This is a genomic window from Photobacterium sp. GSS17, from assembly GCF_028621875.1.
GTDB classification, from domain to species: Bacteria; Pseudomonadota; Gammaproteobacteria; order Enterobacterales; family Vibrionaceae; genus Photobacterium; species Photobacterium ganghwense.
This window is the reverse complement of the sequence record NZ_CP117517.1, coordinates 1,239,215-1,255,870: the sequence shown is the minus strand read 5'-3', so window position 1 is coordinate 1,255,870 and position 16,656 is coordinate 1,239,215. Positions and strand designations below refer to the sequence as shown.

At 50.6% G+C, this 16,656-nt stretch carries 15 protein-coding genes; 10 read left to right on the top strand and 5 right to left on the bottom strand.

Annotation, left to right across the window (positions count from 1 at the left end; translation table 11 throughout):
• Positions 1-137: 137 nt before the first annotated feature.
• Positions 138-1,394, bottom strand: coding sequence for an imelysin family protein (locus PGW97_RS05595; RefSeq protein ID WP_273859157.1), 1,257 nt, complete (start codon positions 1,392-1,394; stop codon positions 138-140).
• Between the two features lie 388 nt (positions 1,395-1,782).
• Between PGW97_RS05595 and PGW97_RS05590 the strand changes: the two genes are divergently transcribed.
• Positions 1,783-2,262 (top strand): MarR family winged helix-turn-helix transcriptional regulator, encoded by a 480-nt coding sequence (locus PGW97_RS05590; RefSeq protein ID WP_217392137.1) that lies wholly within the window; start codon positions 1,783-1,785, stop codon positions 2,260-2,262.
• Positions 2,263-2,336: 74 nt separating this feature from the next.
• A complete protein-coding gene (locus PGW97_RS05585) occupies positions 2,337-3,182 on the top strand; it encodes a LysR family transcriptional regulator (RefSeq protein ID WP_273859155.1) in 846 nt (281 codons plus the stop codon).
• Here the strand turns inward: PGW97_RS05585 and PGW97_RS05580 are convergent.
• Positions 3,133-3,912 carry a TSUP family transporter gene (locus tag PGW97_RS05580; RefSeq protein ID WP_047884141.1) on the bottom strand — a complete coding sequence of 260 codons (780 nt, stop codon included), beginning with the start codon at positions 3,910-3,912 and terminating at the stop codon, positions 3,133-3,135. The genes PGW97_RS05585 and PGW97_RS05580 overlap by 50 nt on opposite strands.
• A gap of 196 nt (positions 3,913-4,108) precedes the next feature.
• On the opposite strand from PGW97_RS05580, the gene PGW97_RS05575 reads away from it, so the two are divergent.
• The 7 genes from PGW97_RS05575 (at position 4,109) to PGW97_RS05545 (ending at position 12,058) form a co-directional block, all read left to right on the top strand.
• On the top strand, positions 4,109-4,417 hold the full coding sequence (locus PGW97_RS05575) for a hypothetical protein (RefSeq protein ID WP_273859153.1): 309 nt from the start codon (positions 4,109-4,111) through the stop codon (positions 4,415-4,417).
• Between the two features lie 229 nt (positions 4,418-4,646).
• Positions 4,647-5,453, top strand: a complete 807-nt coding sequence (locus tag PGW97_RS05570) for a THxN family PEP-CTERM protein (protein WP_273859151.1) — start codon at positions 4,647-4,649, stop codon at positions 5,451-5,453.
• 852 nt (positions 5,454-6,305) lie between these two features.
• Positions 6,306-7,892 carry an L-lactate permease gene (locus PGW97_RS05565; RefSeq protein ID WP_047884138.1) on the top strand — a complete coding sequence of 529 codons (1,587 nt, stop codon included), beginning with the start codon at positions 6,306-6,308 and terminating at the stop codon, positions 7,890-7,892.
• Between the two features lie 168 nt (positions 7,893-8,060).
• Positions 8,061-8,780, top strand: a complete 720-nt coding sequence (locus PGW97_RS05560; protein WP_273859149.1) for a (Fe-S)-binding protein — start codon at positions 8,061-8,063, stop codon at positions 8,778-8,780.
• 11 nt (positions 8,781-8,791) lie between these two features.
• Positions 8,792-10,201 carry a LutB/LldF family L-lactate oxidation iron-sulfur protein gene (locus tag PGW97_RS05555; RefSeq protein WP_047884136.1) on the top strand — a complete coding sequence of 470 codons (1,410 nt, stop codon included), beginning with the start codon at positions 8,792-8,794 and terminating at the stop codon, positions 10,199-10,201.
• 15 nt (positions 10,202-10,216) lie between these two features.
• The gene (locus tag PGW97_RS05550; protein WP_207103247.1) at positions 10,217-10,957 is read left to right on the top strand and encodes a LutC/YkgG family protein; all 741 of its coding nucleotides are present in this window, start codon (positions 10,217-10,219) and stop codon (positions 10,955-10,957) included.
• 195 nt (positions 10,958-11,152) lie between these two features.
• The gene (locus tag PGW97_RS05545; RefSeq protein WP_047884134.1) at positions 11,153-12,058 is read left to right on the top strand and encodes a LysR family transcriptional regulator; all 906 of its coding nucleotides are present in this window, start codon (positions 11,153-11,155) and stop codon (positions 12,056-12,058) included.
• 222 nt (positions 12,059-12,280) lie between these two features.
• Here PGW97_RS05545 and PGW97_RS05540 read toward each other — a convergent pair whose 3' ends face one another.
• Both PGW97_RS05540 and PGW97_RS05535 read right to left on the bottom strand, forming a co-directional pair.
• Positions 12,281-12,661 carry a group II truncated hemoglobin gene (locus PGW97_RS05540; protein WP_273859147.1) on the bottom strand — a complete coding sequence of 127 codons (381 nt, stop codon included), beginning with the start codon at positions 12,659-12,661 and terminating at the stop codon, positions 12,281-12,283.
• 141 nt (positions 12,662-12,802) lie between these two features.
• Positions 12,803-13,471 (bottom strand): PEP-CTERM sorting domain-containing protein, encoded by a 669-nt coding sequence (locus PGW97_RS05535; RefSeq protein WP_217392131.1) that lies wholly within the window; start codon positions 13,469-13,471, stop codon positions 12,803-12,805.
• Positions 13,472-14,029: 558 nt separating this feature from the next.
• Here PGW97_RS05535 and PGW97_RS05530 point away from each other — a divergent pair.
• Entirely contained in the window at positions 14,030-15,013 is a 984-nt protein-coding gene (locus PGW97_RS05530) for a collagen-binding domain-containing protein (RefSeq protein ID WP_273859145.1), read from the top strand.
• Positions 15,014-15,415: 402 nt separating this feature from the next.
• On the opposite strand, the gene PGW97_RS05525 is transcribed toward PGW97_RS05530, so the two are convergent.
• Positions 15,416-16,207, bottom strand: a complete 792-nt coding sequence (locus tag PGW97_RS05525) for a tetratricopeptide repeat protein (RefSeq protein ID WP_047884130.1) — start codon at positions 16,205-16,207, stop codon at positions 15,416-15,418.
• Positions 16,208-16,656: the final 449 nt, after the last annotated feature.

Below are 16,656 nucleotides of genomic sequence, written 5' to 3'. Positions count from 1 at the left end.
CTGCAGCGCCGGGCTGCTTAGCGCGACCGCCAGAGAAGCGGACAGCATTGCAAAAGAAAATAACGACTTCATTGCTTATTGCTCACGTAAAACGGCAAAAGGGCTCATCATGAGCCCTTTGATTATCAACGAAAAAATCAGAACTGATGGTCTGCAGTGTCCGGATTCAGGTTGTTCACCCCAATCAGACCCGCAGCCTGCTCAATGCTGGCAGTTTGCTGAACCAGTGCTGAAATAGCGTCATTCACCAGCGCATTGCCCTCTTTGTTGCCAGCAGCGATCAGCTGATCAAAGGCCTGCTGTTTTTTCTCCGCGGAGTCCACCAGGGTATGTACCTGGTCACGAGTCCGGTCAAACTGTGCCTTGATGTCTTTGGCTGCGGCGGCGTCTTTCTCCGCTACCAGGTCGTGAATGCTCGGGCCTGAAACCAGCTGGCCGTTTACACGCAGGTAAGTACCCGTGTAAACGTTGTAGATGCCCTGCTCGTTGTAGTAGTGAGAGTTGTGGGTATTGTCTGAGAAACAGTCGTGCTCATCTTCGGTAGAGTTCGCTTCCAGCGCCACTTTCATACGCTCACCAGCCAGCTCACCCAGCGACAGCGAACCCATGCCGAACATCATTTTCCGCAGGCCATTTTCAGCTGAGTCTGACAGCAACTCGGCACGGTAGTTACCTTTCACGTCAGCAGACCACTGCTGCTCCATCCAGCTCAGATCGCTTTGCAGCAACTCAGAAGCGGCTTTCAGGTATTCACGACGACGTTCACAGTTACCCTGCGTACAACCGGCACCCACCACAAAATCCGTGTAGGCACGCTCACCGGCACCGGCCGCCGTTCCGTGCAGATCCTGACCCCACAGCAAAAACTCAATGGCATGGTAACCGGTCGCCACATTCGCTTCCGAACCGCCGATTTCGTTCAGTTCAGCCAGCAGGTCCGGGGTGATTTTGGTAACGTCCACTTTCTGGTTACCGACCTGAATCGTGCGGTTAGCCACGATGTTGGCATTCGCCCCTTCATTACCCATTTCGTGCTGGTAGTCTTGCGCAACGTAGTCGATCAGCCCTTCATCCAGCGGCCAGGCGTTGAGCTGCCCTTCCCAGTCGTCCACCACGGCATTGCCGAAACGGAAAACTTCAGACTGCTGATACGGCACACGTGCTTTTTTCCAGGCTTCGCGTGCCTGAGTCAAAGTTGCCTGCGACGGTGAAGCCAGCAGAGCATCAATCGCTTTATCCAGCGATTGTGCGGTAGTCAGAGAGTCGCTGTATACGCTGTGCGCAATATCAGCATAGTGTTTTACCACTGCTTCCTGTGTCACAGCAGCATTGGCGAAAACTGGCGCCACGCACAGTGATGCCATAATTAGGTTGAGTGAAAGCTGTTTTTTCATTGGCGGTTCATCCATGTATAAAGCGTCAATTTGCATTTAACCCAAGAGCCGTTTGAATCGCGTGTCACGAATCAAAAGCCACATAAGTCGGATAATCACTTAATTGCAATGCAAGTGAGAATTATTTTTATTACATAAATGATAACTAAGTTTGTAAGTAAATGTAAATAATGTTTTTCAAGAGTTGTCGGTTTAACCATAAAAAGCGGGGTTTCAGCACATATTATTCACAGCCTGAATCAAACCCGTCGTTTTCCGATTAAACTTGGAGACAAGCCACGTAGAACAACAGCCTGCAATTTATCCATTTCGAAAAATAACAGGCTCTGACTCTTCCAACTTGTTGCTGTTTGAGGTAATTTCGCCGGACACTTATTAGGAGAGTAAAATGGATAAGCACGAAGAAGTCTTGATTGCCTTGCGGCAAATCATTCGAGCCATCGACCTGCATTCACGCAAGCTCAATAAACTTGCAGGTTTAACCGGTCCTCAGCTGGTTTTGATGCGTGCTATCCGTGATTCTGGTGAAGTGACTATTCGCCAGCTTTCCAATAACACCAACATGAGTCAGGCGACCGCGACAACCATTTTGGATCGTCTGGAAAAACGTGGGCTGGTGGTTCGTGAGCGCAGCAAACTGGACAAGCGTAAAGTGCATGCTTACCTGACTGAAGCCGGTAAAGATCTGCTGTCCAAAGCACCACTTCCACTCCAGGAAGACTTTGTTACCCGCTTTCAGCAACTGGAAGAGTGGGAACAAACCCTGCTGCTCAGCTCCGTACAACGCATTTCGTCGATGATGAATGCTGAACACCTGGACGTAGCCGCCGTACTGGAAGTTGGCAGCATTACCGGTCAGGACAACTAACCCGTTCCGTTAAGCCCGCCCAGAGATACCCGTCGCAGAGACGACGGGTCCCGCAGCACGAAGGACTGTTCACTGTGCTACTCGAAGGAATTGAAACCCTGCTGGTACTTGCCCGTGAAGGCACGATGAGCAAAGCCGGCAGCCGTCTGTATCTCAGCCAGAGCGCCGTCAGCAAACGCATCGCCAAGCTGGAAAAACGCATGGGCAAAAAGCTGATCGAACCTGACGGTCGGCGGATCAAACTGACTCCTGATGCCCGGCAGCTGATCGCAGCCGTTGGCCCCGGTTTCCACGAATTAAAAGGGCTGATTGCCGATCAGCTGGAAGTGGATGACCATTCCCTGATTCGACTTGCCTGCTCTGAAACTCTGGTGGCCGGTTATCTGGCACCGCTGCTGGGCGAATACGTCCGCCAGGATCCATACCTGTCGCTCTCCACCCACCATACACCGGTTATTGTTGAAAAAGTGCAGTCTGGGGAGGCAACGCTGGGGATTTGTGCCGGGTATCTGCCGGCCCAACACGGTATTCAGGCCATTCACCTGTTTGACGAACCCTTCAAGATTGTCAGCCAGACGCCACTGACTCAGCCACCGACCGCTCTGCTGACCAATGATCTGGTCAACACCGCCAATACCTACCAGGCCGGATTACTGCAAAATGCCGGTATTGTCCCGCTGATGCAGATGGACTCCTACACCGCCGCCGCGCAACTGGCGCTGAATGGGGTGGCTGCCGCACTGGTACCCATGTCGACCATTCGTACCCTCAACATCCCGGACAGCCACTGCTTTCATTTTGAGTTTCTCGACACCCTGACCCGCCCGGTTAATATCTGCTACCGGCAAAAAAGCTATCAGGTGCCACGAATCAGAAAACTGATTGAAACCATTGTGGATTTTGTTCAAGCAACAGTTTAATGGCCATGGTCATCGACACGATGACCACCATCGGTCGAATAAACTTGCGCCCTTTTGTTACCACAACTTTGGCTCCCATGCGGGCACCAATAAATCCTCCGACCGCCATGGTAAGGCCAATTTCCCAGATTGGCAGCCCGGCCAGGATGAAGAACAACAGCGCAGCCAGGTTTGAGGTGAAATTCAGCACTTTCGTACGCGCTGTGGCTTCAATAATGCCCAGTTGCGCCAGCACGACAAAACAGATCGTGAACAGCGAACCGGTACCCGGCCCGAAGAAGCCGTCATAGAACCCGATGCCGGTGCCAACGGTAAAAGCAAACGCCGCTTCCGATATTTTCGGCTCTCCCCCGCCTTTTCCGGCTTCCGGGGCAAACAGAAAATACAGAGAAATAGCCACCAGCATTACCGGGATTAGGTTTGTCAGCAATCCGGCATCCATCACCTGTACCAGCAAAGCGCCAATCGCCGACCCCGCAAAAGTACAGCCTATCGCCAGCCGCATGGATTTAAGGTTGACCAGTCCGTTGCGAACAAAATACAAACTGGCCGAGAAACTGCCGAACGAGCTTTGCAGCTTATTCGTTGCCAACGTCTGAGCCGGTGGTACACCGGCAGCCAGCAATGCCGGTACAGTCAGCATCCCGCCCCCTCCGGCGATAGCATCAATGAAACCGGCTAATCCCGCCACCAGAAACAAAATCCCAATAATATCCCAAGACAAATCCATATCATTTCCAAATCATCAAGAAACCCGGGTCACAAAAACCGAGGTTAACACCTTTGGCTGAATAGGTTACGGATAGGCCGTAAAAAGAAAAACGAAAACTCGGACAGTAACCCATTCCCGTTTGGAATCATTTTAAGCCTGTTTGAAAACCTCGTGTTGGGATGATTATCAGACGCTCCAATGGCCAAGCGCTCACATGACAAAAACGACATGCCCAAGTGCCAAGTGCCAAGTGCCAAGTGCCAAGTGCCAAACGTTAAACGCCAAGCGCCAAAGAGGCATGTCGCAAAATGAGAGGCTATTTACAATTCCCGGCCTTGTTCATCACTGGCTGTACGATCGCCCGAATCCCGCTTTATTGCTTTCATTGAATGGCTTGTCGACTCAATCAGACATTTGTCAGTCAGCAGCGCCTGATAGCCCTGACAATATTCTCTCTGCAGGCATGAAAACTGGGACTGCCAATAAAAATCGTCTGATGGGAGCGTATTGGCATAAAGATTGATTCTCAGAAGCTGAACGTCATTCTGAATGAAAAGACGCTTTCTCAGTGCTGCCAGTGCCAGCAGCAACAGTTACAGAAGAAACAACATGACAATCTCACGGGCAGCGAAATGAGAAAGACCATCCACTGCCCTTTTTGAATCACGCCTTCAGCACGAAGTCGTACACAAGCAGCAGGCTAAAGGCTACTTAATTCGCCTGCCCGCTTGCACACTGAAGGGAGACTAACCATGACAAAATGGCCTGCTCTGCTCGCAGGGGTGGTAATCACCAGCAGCCCGGCTTTTGCAGAAACGATCGAAATTACTTTCGGCAATTTTACCGGTGAATGGCTCAATGCCGTCACTTCAGACGGCGGGGATTCAACGTCGACATCCGGAACGGAGACCGACCCGGTGCTCAGCTGGGGTCGGCCTGCAACGTCAGAAGGACAAAGCAGCTATACCTTCGAATCCGAAGCCGCGTTTACGACCCTGTTTGATTCCAGTGCGGAAACCAGTGACATTTTCAATCTCGGTACTTTCACTCACTCAAATAACCCGATCTACAGCCCGACGCTGGTCAGTGTCGATTTGAAGCTGACCACGACGGTTCAGGTCGGGGATTTAGAAGCTGCGCCGGTGGAATTCCTGTTCAGTTTCAGCCATGACGAAACACCAAACAGTGCTTCCCCCTGTAAGTACGATGATTCGACGCAGCCCGGAGTAAATGACAACGGCTGTGCTGACAGCATTACGCTGACCTCGTCGCTATTTACACAGACCTTTACTATTGGCAACACGGATTACACCATTGCTATCGAAGGATTCAAGGTTGGTGAAACCACGGTGGACAGCTTTCTCACCAAAGAAAAAGCCGATAACGAAGCGATTATTATTGCGAAAGTCACCTCGTACGAGGCAATTGTCACTGGCGGAGGGGAAAGTGGTACACCAACCGATGTACCGGAGCCCGAGCATACCGCTATCGCAGGGATATTATTCTCGCTGTATGGCGGACGACGATGGTCAGCACGAAAACGACGAATGCCACTTTAACGCTATGCCTTTCTGGCGCTATACCGTTCTGGCGCCATACCGAACGACAGTTTGGTATTACGACCGCTGACCAAAGGCTTATCACAAACACACAGTGACAAGGACAGAGATAACAGTGATTACCTTTTCCGTCATTGACCATCCTCCGAGGTCGCCGGTCACTGAAGGTCGTCGGTAACTGAAGAAAGCAGTGGCAAACCGCTTTACCGGTTACCGGCGACACCACTCTCGTTTGTCGCTTAACTCAACCTCACTGCCGTCCAAAACGAAACAACAGTGCAGATCAACTGCGTAGAACAACCTGTGCCGACCAACGGAACAGAACAACGAAACTGGCGGCTGAGCATGGGACACAAAGCCACCAAAGCGAAGAAGTTTCAGTCGACAAAACTGAAATTAAATTTCACCAAATAACAACCAAAACTCTATTTTGTAGTAATTTTACAAGTTAATGACTTTTTTGACGGAATTTATCACCTTGTTAATAGACTTGGTCGGTATGAAATCAGTGAATATCACTCTCGTGATTAGTGCAGGTATATAAAATCATTGTTTCCAAAACTCCATAAATAGAAACATTCCCGCACCACCTATTAGAAACAAGCTATTGTTTTATATAAAAATAGCTATTGAGCACTTCATAAACAAAGGTGCATCTATCACAAATTGTTGTTTTCCGTTACTCAATCCAATCTAAAAAAACATAGCATCAGGGGGAATGATACTTACAATAATCTCCCCACGACGTCCTCTATTCAAAAAATTTAAACAAAATTACAACGTATAAATGCGATTCGCCCGTCGTGCGGTTCGTTCTCTGTCACAGAATTATACGATGGAGTGGAAGTACCCATGTTGAACCTGATTATTTCAGTAGTCCCTATTCTGCTGCTGATTTGGATGATGACTAAGCGAAATGCCCTGCCTTCGCACATTGCGTTGCCGGTAACCGCCACCATCATCGGTGCCCTACAGCTATTTTATTTCGGTTCAGACCTGACTGAACTCAGCGCCAACATCATGGCCGGTATTCTGTCTGCTATTACCCCTATTTCGATCATCGCAGGCGCAATTTTGCTGAACCGCACCATTGCACTGTCAGGCGCAGAAGCCGTGATTCGTCGCTGGCTTGAAAACATCAGCCGTAACCAAGTCGCGCAGTTGATGATCATCGGCTGGGCCTTTGCCTTTATGATTGAAGGCGCATCCGGCTTTGGTACGCCAGCCGCCATTGCTGCTCCTATTCTGGTCGGCCTGGGTTTTAACCCGCTGCAGGTCGCAATGCTGGCGCTGGTGATGAATACCGTACCGGTTTCCTTCGGGGCTGTCGGTACACCAACCTGGTTTGGTTTTGCCAACCTTGGCCTGACCGAAGCAGAACTGCTGGAAACCGGCCGTAATTCCGCCCTGATGCACTCCATCGCCGCATTTATTATTCCGCTTCTAGCTCTACGATTTGTGGTGAGCTGGCAGCAAATTCGTCGCAACCTGCTGTTTATCCAGCTGAGTGTACTGTCCTGTACGATCCCTTACTTCCTGCTGGCACAGTGGAACTACGAGTTCCCGGCCCTGGTAGGTGGTGCAGTGGGTATGTCGCTGTCGGTACTGCTGGCGAAAATGCGTGTCGGTCTGGAAACGTCTGAAGACGACCACAACCGTGCCGCGCAGGAAGCCATCCCGTTTGGCCAGGTACTGAAAGCCATGAGCCCGACCCTGATGCTGATCGGTATTCTGATCGTGACCCGTATCCAGCAATTGGGCATCAAAGCCATGCTGAACGATGCGACTCCGATGCTGAACATCGACTTGGGCTTTCTGGGTCAGTTCTCTGTCAGCCAGGCGCTAATCATCCAATGGTCTGAGATTTTCGGCACCAGCACCGCATGGTCTTACAAAACCCTGTATGTCCCGGCGCTGATTCCGTTCTTCCTGGTCGTACTGATCTCCATTCCGGTGCTCGGCCTGAGTAAGAAGGTGGTAACGCAAGTGTTCACGGAAACGGCAAGCCGGATTCGGATGCCGTTTATCGCTCTGGTCGGCGCGCTCATCATGGTCAAATTCATGATGATGGGTGGCGCTAACTCGCCAATAATGACAACCGGTCGCGCGTTCTCTGAGCTAATGGGCACTAACTGGCAATACTTTGCTTCGTACCTGGGTGCACTGGGGGCGTTCTTCTCCGGCTCAGCAACGGTTTCCAACCTGACGTTCGGCGGTATCCAGCAAACTATCGCCCACACAGTCGACCTGCCACAAACCACGATTCTGGCCCTACAGTCGGTGGGTGGCTCCATGGGTAACATGGTGTGTATCAACAACATTATCGCGGTATCGACCATTCTGGGGATCGCGAACAAAGAAGGCTACATTATTAAACGTACCGTGGTGCCTATGGTGCTGTACGGCATCATCGTGGCGATTGCCAGTACGTTTATCTGAGCCCGCCTGCCTGAGCAGGAACACGAATAAACGGCGGAAATTAGGAACAGCCGCCATTGCTCCCGGCAGACACTGTCGGGAGCAAAATAATAAGCGTAATACGCACAAAGCAACGGATGTTGCGAGTACGACACTTAAAGGCGGCATGAACCGTCAACTGGAGCAATTATGAAGGTAAACTTTTTCGTCACCTGCCTTTGCGATACGGTGAAGGCCAACGTGGCAAAAAAAACGGTCTTATTACTTGAGCAACTTGGCTGTGAAGTCATTTTCCCTGAAGAACAGGGATGCTGTGGCCAGCCTTCGCTAAACAGCGGGTATATCGAAGGCAGCAAGCCGGCGATGAAAAACCTGATTCGTGCTTTCGAGTGCAATGATCTGCCAATCGTCACCCCTGCGGGTTCTTGTGCCGCGTCAGTCAAACGCTACCCGGAATACCTCGCCAGCGAGCCTGAGTGGGCAGAGCGTGCTCAGAAAGTCGCTGACCGCCTGTTCGAACTGACCCAGTTCATCGTTAATCAACTGGGAACCGAGAACGTGGGTGCCCGCCTTGAAGGCCGCGCCGTTTACCACCCTTCCTGCAGCCTGATCCGTAAGCTGAATGTACGTGAAGAGCCGCTGAAACTGCTGGCCAATGTTGAAGGTCTGGAAATGCTGCCGATTGCCAACCAGGAAACCTGCTGTGGTTTCGGTGGTACGTTCTCGGTCAAGATGTCAGAGATCTCCGGCGAAATGGTGAAAGAAAAAGTTCACCACATTTCGGATGTGGAACCCGACTACCTGATTGGTGCCGATATCAGCTGCCTGATGAATATCGGCGGCCGTATCAGCCGTGAAGGTAAGCCAATTAAAGTCATGCACATTGTTGATGTGCTGATGAGCCGCTAAGGGGAAAGACCATGTCAATGAAAACCAGTGATCAGAACTTCAAGCAACGTATTGATGTTCAGATGCAAGATTCGTTCATGCGTGAGTCTGTCGCCAACGCGCAAACCCGTATGTTCACCAACCGTCAAATCGCTGCTGACAAACTGGGCAACTGGGAGCAGTGGCGTGAAATGGGCATGGATATCCGTAACCATGTTCTGGAAAACCTGGATTACTACCTGCACCAACTGAGCGAAAAAGTACAAGAGAACGGCGGTCACGTTTTCTTTGCGGCCACCGCGCAGGAAGCCACTGACTACATCGAAGGTATTGTAAAAGCAAAAAATGCCAAAAAGATTGTGAAGTCCAAGTCGATGGTGACCGAAGAAATCAGCCTGAACAAGGTGCTGGAAGCCAACGGCTGTCAGGTGGTTGAAACCGACCTGGGCGAATACATTCTGCAGGTAGATGACTACGATGCCCCGTCACACATCGTGGTACCGGCCCTGCATAAAAACCGTTTCCAGATCCGCGATGTGTTCCGCGACAAAATCGGTTACGAAGGAACAGAAGATCCGGAAGAGCTGACCCGCTACGTGCGTAATTATATCCGCCACGATTTCCTGGAAGCTGACATCGGTATTACCGGCTGTAACTTTGCCGTTGCAGAATCCGGCACCGTGGCACTGGTAACCAACGAAGGTAACGCCCGTCTGGCCACTACCCTGCCGAAAACGCACATCGCCGTAATGGGGATGGAGCGTATGGTACCGACCTTCGAAGAGCTGGATATCGTGATCAGCCTGCTGTGCCGCAGCGCCGTCGGCCTGCCGCTGACCGGTTACGTCACTGCGCTGACCGGGCCTCGTGAAGCAGAGCACCTGGACGGACCGGAAGAATTCCATCTGGTGATCGTCGATAACGGCCGCTCTGACATTCTGGGTTCTGAGTTCCGCGACATTCTGCGCTGCGTGCGCTGCGCTGCCTGTGTGAACACCTGCCCGGCTTACCGTCACATCGGTGGTCAGTCTTACGGTTCTATCTACTCAGGGCCTATCGGTGCGGTGCTGTCGCCGCTGCTGGGTGATTACGACGACTTTAAAGAACTGCCTTATGCCTGCAGCCTGTGTAAAGCCTGCCATGATGTGTGTCCGGTGAAAATCCCACTGTCGGATCTGTTGCTGAAGCACCGTGAGAAAATGGCTGAGCAAAAACTCACCCCGCTGTCTGAGCGTGCATCTGTGGCTGCCTTTAACCTCATCAATGCCCGTCCGCTACTGTGGAGCAACACCGTAAAAGTAGGTGCCACCATGGCCAGCGGCCTGATTAAAAACGGGAAACTGCCGGTTCAGCTGGGTGCGATTGGCAAATGGACCGAAGCACGTGATCTGCCGGAGCCGGATGGCGAGTCCTTCCGCAGCTGGTTTAAGAATCGTAACTAATTCAGGAGAGGCAACATGAGCCAAATTCACAATCGCGACAGCTTTCTTGACAACATCGCCCAGAAGCTGGGCCGTGCCCGTCGCACTGAGCCGGTCGCCAAACCTGAGCTGAAGCACACCTGCCACCATGATGTGATGGCTGGTTTTACCCCGGACGAGTTGAAAAACGTGCTGTGCGAGTACGCCCGCACCTCGCTGGGTTCTCAGGCAATTGAAACCACCAAAGACAAACTGACGGAAACCCTGAAAGCCGTTTGCGAAGGCTACTGCCAGCCGGAAGGGGAAGACGCAGCGACCGATCCGAAAGAGACCATTATCTCTGCCGACCCACGCCTGCTGTCCCTGATTGACATCAATGCCCTGGAAACCCCGGAGCATTGCATTCATATCTGGAATACCCAGCTGGGTTACGAGCCAAATATCGACGTCGCTGAGCGTGCCAAAGTAGGCATCGTGTTCGCGGAGCAGGCGCTGGCGGAGTCCGGCACTATGGTGCTGTACTCTCAGCCAGCACAAGGCAGGGCTATCAGCCTGTTGCCGGAAGCGTCGGTGTTTGTGGTGCCGAAAAGTGCCCTGGTAGCTCGTCTGACTCAGGCTACCCGCATTTTGCACGAGAAAGCCAGAAACGGTGAGCGCATTCCTTCCTGCGTGAACTTCATTTCCGGCCCAAGCTCAACCGCCGACATCGAACTGATTAAGGTTGTGGGTGTACACGGCCCAGTGTACGCCACTTACATCATTATTGATGACATGTAATCCGTTTTCAGCCAATCTTCCAGGCTGATTCCATGGCCATACCTACTTGGGTATGGCCATCTTTTTTGGCAAGTCTGCAGTTTCATGGTCAAATAGCGGTATCGCCGACACAATGCCGCTATCTGGCCGCTCACGACCTCGCTAACTGTCTGAGCCTTCCCGGCTGAAACCTTTCTTATCGCTAACAGGATCACTATGCCGCAAATTGATGATCTGGTACTTTTCACCCAAGTAATCGAACACGGCTCATTCAGCAAAGTGGCCGAGCTGAACAAAATGACCAAATCTGTGGTCAGTAAACGGATCAGCAAACTGGAACACGAGCTGGGCGTACAGCTGATTTACCGGACCACGCGTAAGCTGACACTGACCGAACCGGGATCTATGCTGTTTCACCGGGCAAAAGACATACACTATGTCGCGCAGTCTGCGTTTGATGCGGTTACCGGTTACAGTGAAGCCCTGTCCGGCAATATTCGGGTGTCAGTGCCGACGATCTCCGGCGAACTGTTGCTGGCTGAGGCCTTATCCGATTTTTGCCAGAAGCACCCGGGGCTGAACATTGAAATGTCCATGGACAACCATTTCGTCGATCTGGTGGCAGACAATTTTGATCTGGTGATCCGTACCGGCTACCTTGAAGATTCCAGCCTGATCGCTCGCCATATCTTCAACTCGCGCTGGGTGATTTGTGCATCACCGGATTATGTCACTGAACACGGCGAGCCGGATTCACCCAAAAGCCTGCTACGTCATAACTGCCTTGGTTACACGCACCAGAGCACTGGCCCCTTTGACTGGATTTTCCTGCGTAATACCAATGAAACCTACACCCTGAAAGTGTCTGGCAACTTTGCATCCGACAACGCTGTCGCACTGCGTAAAGCCGCGCTGGCGGGAAATGGCATCGCCTATCTGCCAACCTGCCTGATCTACGATGATTTGCAGGCAGGGCATCTGGTTGAACTGCTGCCGGAGCATTCCGGCAAGGTGGTCGGCATTTACGCGGTCTACCCTTATACCAAAAAACCGTCTAAACGCATTCAGGTGTTGATTGAACACATTCGTGAACGCTATATGGAAATGAAAGAACGCTTCTGAGTTGCCGTAAGACGATACATACAGTAAGAGAAACTACGCCGACCGTTCATTTAGCTGATGGAACATTTGCGCTTACTCTTTCTGAATCAAACAATCAGACGTCTCCGGAAGCCCTTTCCGGGAACCACTCTCTGATCTCTGAAAAAACAAAAGGCTGCACATGCACCCGCATGGCAGCCTTAATCTCGAAAATGGCAGGTGGGTCTTATTGACCGCTTTTCGTTAACTGCGGCTTCGGCACATTTCCGCCGGAAAAGAGAGCTGTACCATGATGTGGCGTTTGAGCAACTCATGGTAATTCTGATCATCCAGTGCTTTTTGCATACACAGCAACCAGGCTTCTTTCTCAGCGATACCAATACCAAGGTGACGATGGGCACCGGGTAAGTTCATCATGCCATACTGTTCGGTGTACCGATCAGGCCCCCCCATCCAGCCCGTCAGAAATGCGGCCAGCTTCGCTTTGGACTCGGTTAAGTCTTCTGCATGCATTGCCCGTATAGTTCTGGCTTCCGGCAAGGTATCCATGTGACTGTAAAAATTGTCGACAAGTTGTCTGATACCCTCTTCACCGCCCACGGCGATGAAAGTATTGTCCCCCACCGAATAGTCCGGTGTTGATTTACGTTGAACAGAAGAAGAATCAGGTCGGTAGATGAGTGGCATAACTAGCAATTGTGTGTGACTGAAAATACTAGTTTATCCACTCTCTACCTGATTAGTAAAACCAGAGTGCCAGATCTGTTACTTAGACTGTGCCTTCTTGCGGCGACGCGCCAGCCAAGTACTTCCCGCCAACCCTAGTCCCAGGAAGGCGACGGAAGAAGGCTCTGGAACCTGAGGAGGGCTACATTGCCCCTCGCAGACATCACCAAATGTCTGATAAGCCTTGTCACTGTTGCCACCCAGCACCGATTGGCCACGAATACCGGCCGATTCAAAATCACTCAGGGTCAGGCCAAGATTAGCAATATCAAAGGTCACATCATAATACCAGTTACTGTTACCGGCTCCATTCGAACCCACCCGGACAATCACATCAAATGGATTAATGCCGCCAGGTACACCATTAAAGTTACAGCCACTCCCGCAGTTTGCATCGTTAAAGAAAAGTCCGGTCGGTGCTGTTGACGTACCACCATCTCGATTCAGCGCGACAAAATTCTGCACGTCAATATTGCCCGCATTATAAGGACCACCGTCTATGTTAAACGCGATCCCCAGAATGTCCGCATCAGCCTGCGGGACGCTGACATGAAATGTGAAACGCCCAGCTGTATTATCATCTACGGTGTAGGTGTAGCCTGCTGTTGGCGCATCCGTGTCCAACCAACTGGTGATCGTCAACATATCAGCCGATGCTGAATTTACAAAAAACAAGCCGAGTGCTGCTGCTAGTACTTTAACTTTCATTTTCCGTCTCCAACCAATCACGAGATTACGCATAGTTAAAAGCACAAACCAGGCCAATTATTTAACCACATGAAATAGAAGAAATTTTATCTAAACATCTATAACAGCCTATCTCCCGCTGTAAGAAATCCTGACAACTTGCCCTGCCGATTCCGGCATAACAGCCACAACGACCTGTCAGATCTACTCAATTCACCTTAAACAATGCCGCTCTAATTTCGTCAGGTAAGGCATTGAGCCAAACAGGCATGAGGCATCTGACTTCATGCTTTCCGCTTTACTTCTTACTCTCAACTCTTGCAAGACCGCCGATACAGTATGTTAAGTGGCCGAGGTAAGGCGTTCTGAGTGATGGGCCTTAAGCCGGAAGCCCTGGGTTAGAAGATCTGATTAAGCGCTTTAAGTTAGAGGCTCTAAGGTAAGCGCTCTAATTTAAAAAGCTTCAAGGCAAGGACTCTTCGTTAACCGCTGGAGGGATTAAGGTGCATCGAACGCTCTGGCCTGACTTTTGCAGTTTTTCTGGCTTCCTTTCCGACAACGAAAAAGGACGGTGACACAATGAGAGTCTCTTATTCAGCCCTGCTGTTATCCAGCCTGCTATATTCTGGGTTGGCAGCATCCGGGCCTATTGATCTGCTCAATGAGTATAACCTGATAGTTTTCAACGATCTGGATTCACAAAGCGCTGTTGAAGGCCATACCCTGGTAATGGGAAACCTGAATGGCACTGCGTCTAACTACGGCACCGGATCCGCCCCGGCTGGAGGCAGTCATCCGGCTTTAGTCATTGGCGGCGACCTGAATGCAACCGTTCAAATCGAGAACGGACACAACGCCGTATTGGGAGGTGTAAACAATGGCGCCATAAACTTCAATGGCAGTGGCGGCAGCCTGACAACTGACACCAGCGGTTATAATTTCCCACAAATTCAAACAGATCTAACAGCCTACTCCGCCTATCTGGCGTCACTGAGTAGCAATTCTCTGCTGAGCACACCTTCATCATGCTGCGGAAACGCACTTTTCAATGTCAATAATACAGTCGGTAGCAGTGAATCTGTTTTTGCGATATCCGCCTCGACTCTGTTTGAAAATCCGTATGTCCAGGCTTATGACATAGATTTTCAGGGTCAGAATCCCTATGCCGTGATCATTAATGTAGCGGGTAGTCATATTGATGATGCTGCCTTCACAGCAAACCCAATTGGCAATTTTACAAACAGCGCGATACTGGATGTGATCATCTGGAACTTTTACGAAGCCGAAACCATCAACCTCACCAGACAGTTAGGAGGTCATCTGCTGGCTCCCCTCGCGACACTCACAAATGCCAGTAACCTGAAAGGGGCAGTCGTGGTCAATAACCTGATTCAACGCGCGCTGATTCAGCAGCCCTATGATGACAGTTTTCCTTCTGTGTCCGGCAGCTACCCCGTTCCGGCTCCGGCGACCCTGCCGCTTCTGCTGATAGGGATTGGCGGGACGCTCTGGTGCCAACGTCGGCCACGCAGGCCATCGCCGGCACACGCGATTGCAGCCTGACATAACAAAGCCCTCGGATGAGGGCTTTCTGTTGGTGTCTCAGCCACTCAGTATTTTTAAGATCATTTTCTACTAAAAAGCATCCACCAGCTTGCTCCGAAAGATATCTTAATGACCGAGACCTTTTCGCGATGGAGTCTTTACAATTTTTGCAAAGAGAAAGGCAAACCGTTCTCGCTAAACGACGAACAAAAAGCAATTGTGGAATAAGCGTCCAAAGTCGGTCAGGCGATTACCGTCAGCCCGGAACATAGAGAATAAAAAAGGCGCCTTTTCAGGCGCCTCAGGGGATGAGCTTTTTCAGCTCGTTTTATTAGACTCGTTATTATTCAGGCTTGGGTACTGACTCTGTCAGTGTGCTTCTAAATCAAACACTGTATATCAACGGGTTATCACAAAGTGTTATAACGCAGTACTGTAAATAGTCTGGTTATTTTCGTACAGCTTCAAACGCTGCTGGAAGTTGGCGTAACGCTTTTCGTCTTGCTCGTCATCTTCCAGTTTACCCAGCGCCATTTTCTGCGCTTCAATAGCACGCTGGAATTCGCCACATGCCGCGTAAGCCGCCGCCAGGTTATCGTAGTCAGCTGCATCGCCGGTATCCGCACGGTTCAGTACCTGCTTCGCCAGTTTCAGAGCACGCTGACCATCACGCATACGCTCGTCGTCGCATGTTGCATACAACCAAACCAGATTACGTTTTGATTCCAGTGAACCGCCATTCGCCGCTTCATTGAACCATTTGATGGCTTCGCCACATTCAACCGATCCATTTACACCTGACGCATAGTAAATGCCCAGCTCTACCATCGCAGGTACATCGCCCGCTTTGGCTGCGGCGGTGTACCAGTACACAGCCTGGTGATTATCACGAGGAACAAGCTGACCAGCTTTAAACAAATCGCCGATCATCGTTTTCACTTCCGGCATATCAACAGCGGCTTTTTCCAGCCAGTACATGCCTTTCAGTGGATCGGCCTGAAGACCGTTTGTCCCTTCCAGATACGCGCGCCCCAAAAAGAGCTGCATATTTTTATCGCCCTGCTCAGCTTCCAGTTCAACATAATCCAGTGTTGCAAGAAGGTGATGCTCAGGTGACGTGGTCACAGACGCATTTGCAAATGTCGCGCCCATCGCAGCAAGGCCAAGCATTGCAGTAATTACAACTTTTTTGAGGTTAGTAACAGCTGACATATCCGGGTCTCTTTCCTGTAGCAGTGAAGTCTGGAAAGAGAATTTAATGAAGTGCTGACTAAAAAACAACCAATAAAAAGTAGACACGATCGCCAAAAAAACCGACATATTGGGAAGTTTATTAATAGCGTCAGACGGTTAACCCTTAAAAGAAAAGGGAATAAAAAATAAGAAATGAGAGATGGATCAGACTATTCACCGTATAACCTACACATATATGTTGAACATCCCCTGAATATACAGCCGATTATGCTGCCGAGCTTTGTTGAGCAAAACCAAAGCACAACCATAAACGCAACCATAAGCACCTATCACGACCGCTATACGTGACTGGTTACTGGTTACTGGTTACTGGTTACTGGCAGTAGGATGATCAGAAAAGAATCCACCAACAGAACAGAACAGAACAGAACAGAACAGAACATGGTATGCAAAAGACAGGTGCAAAC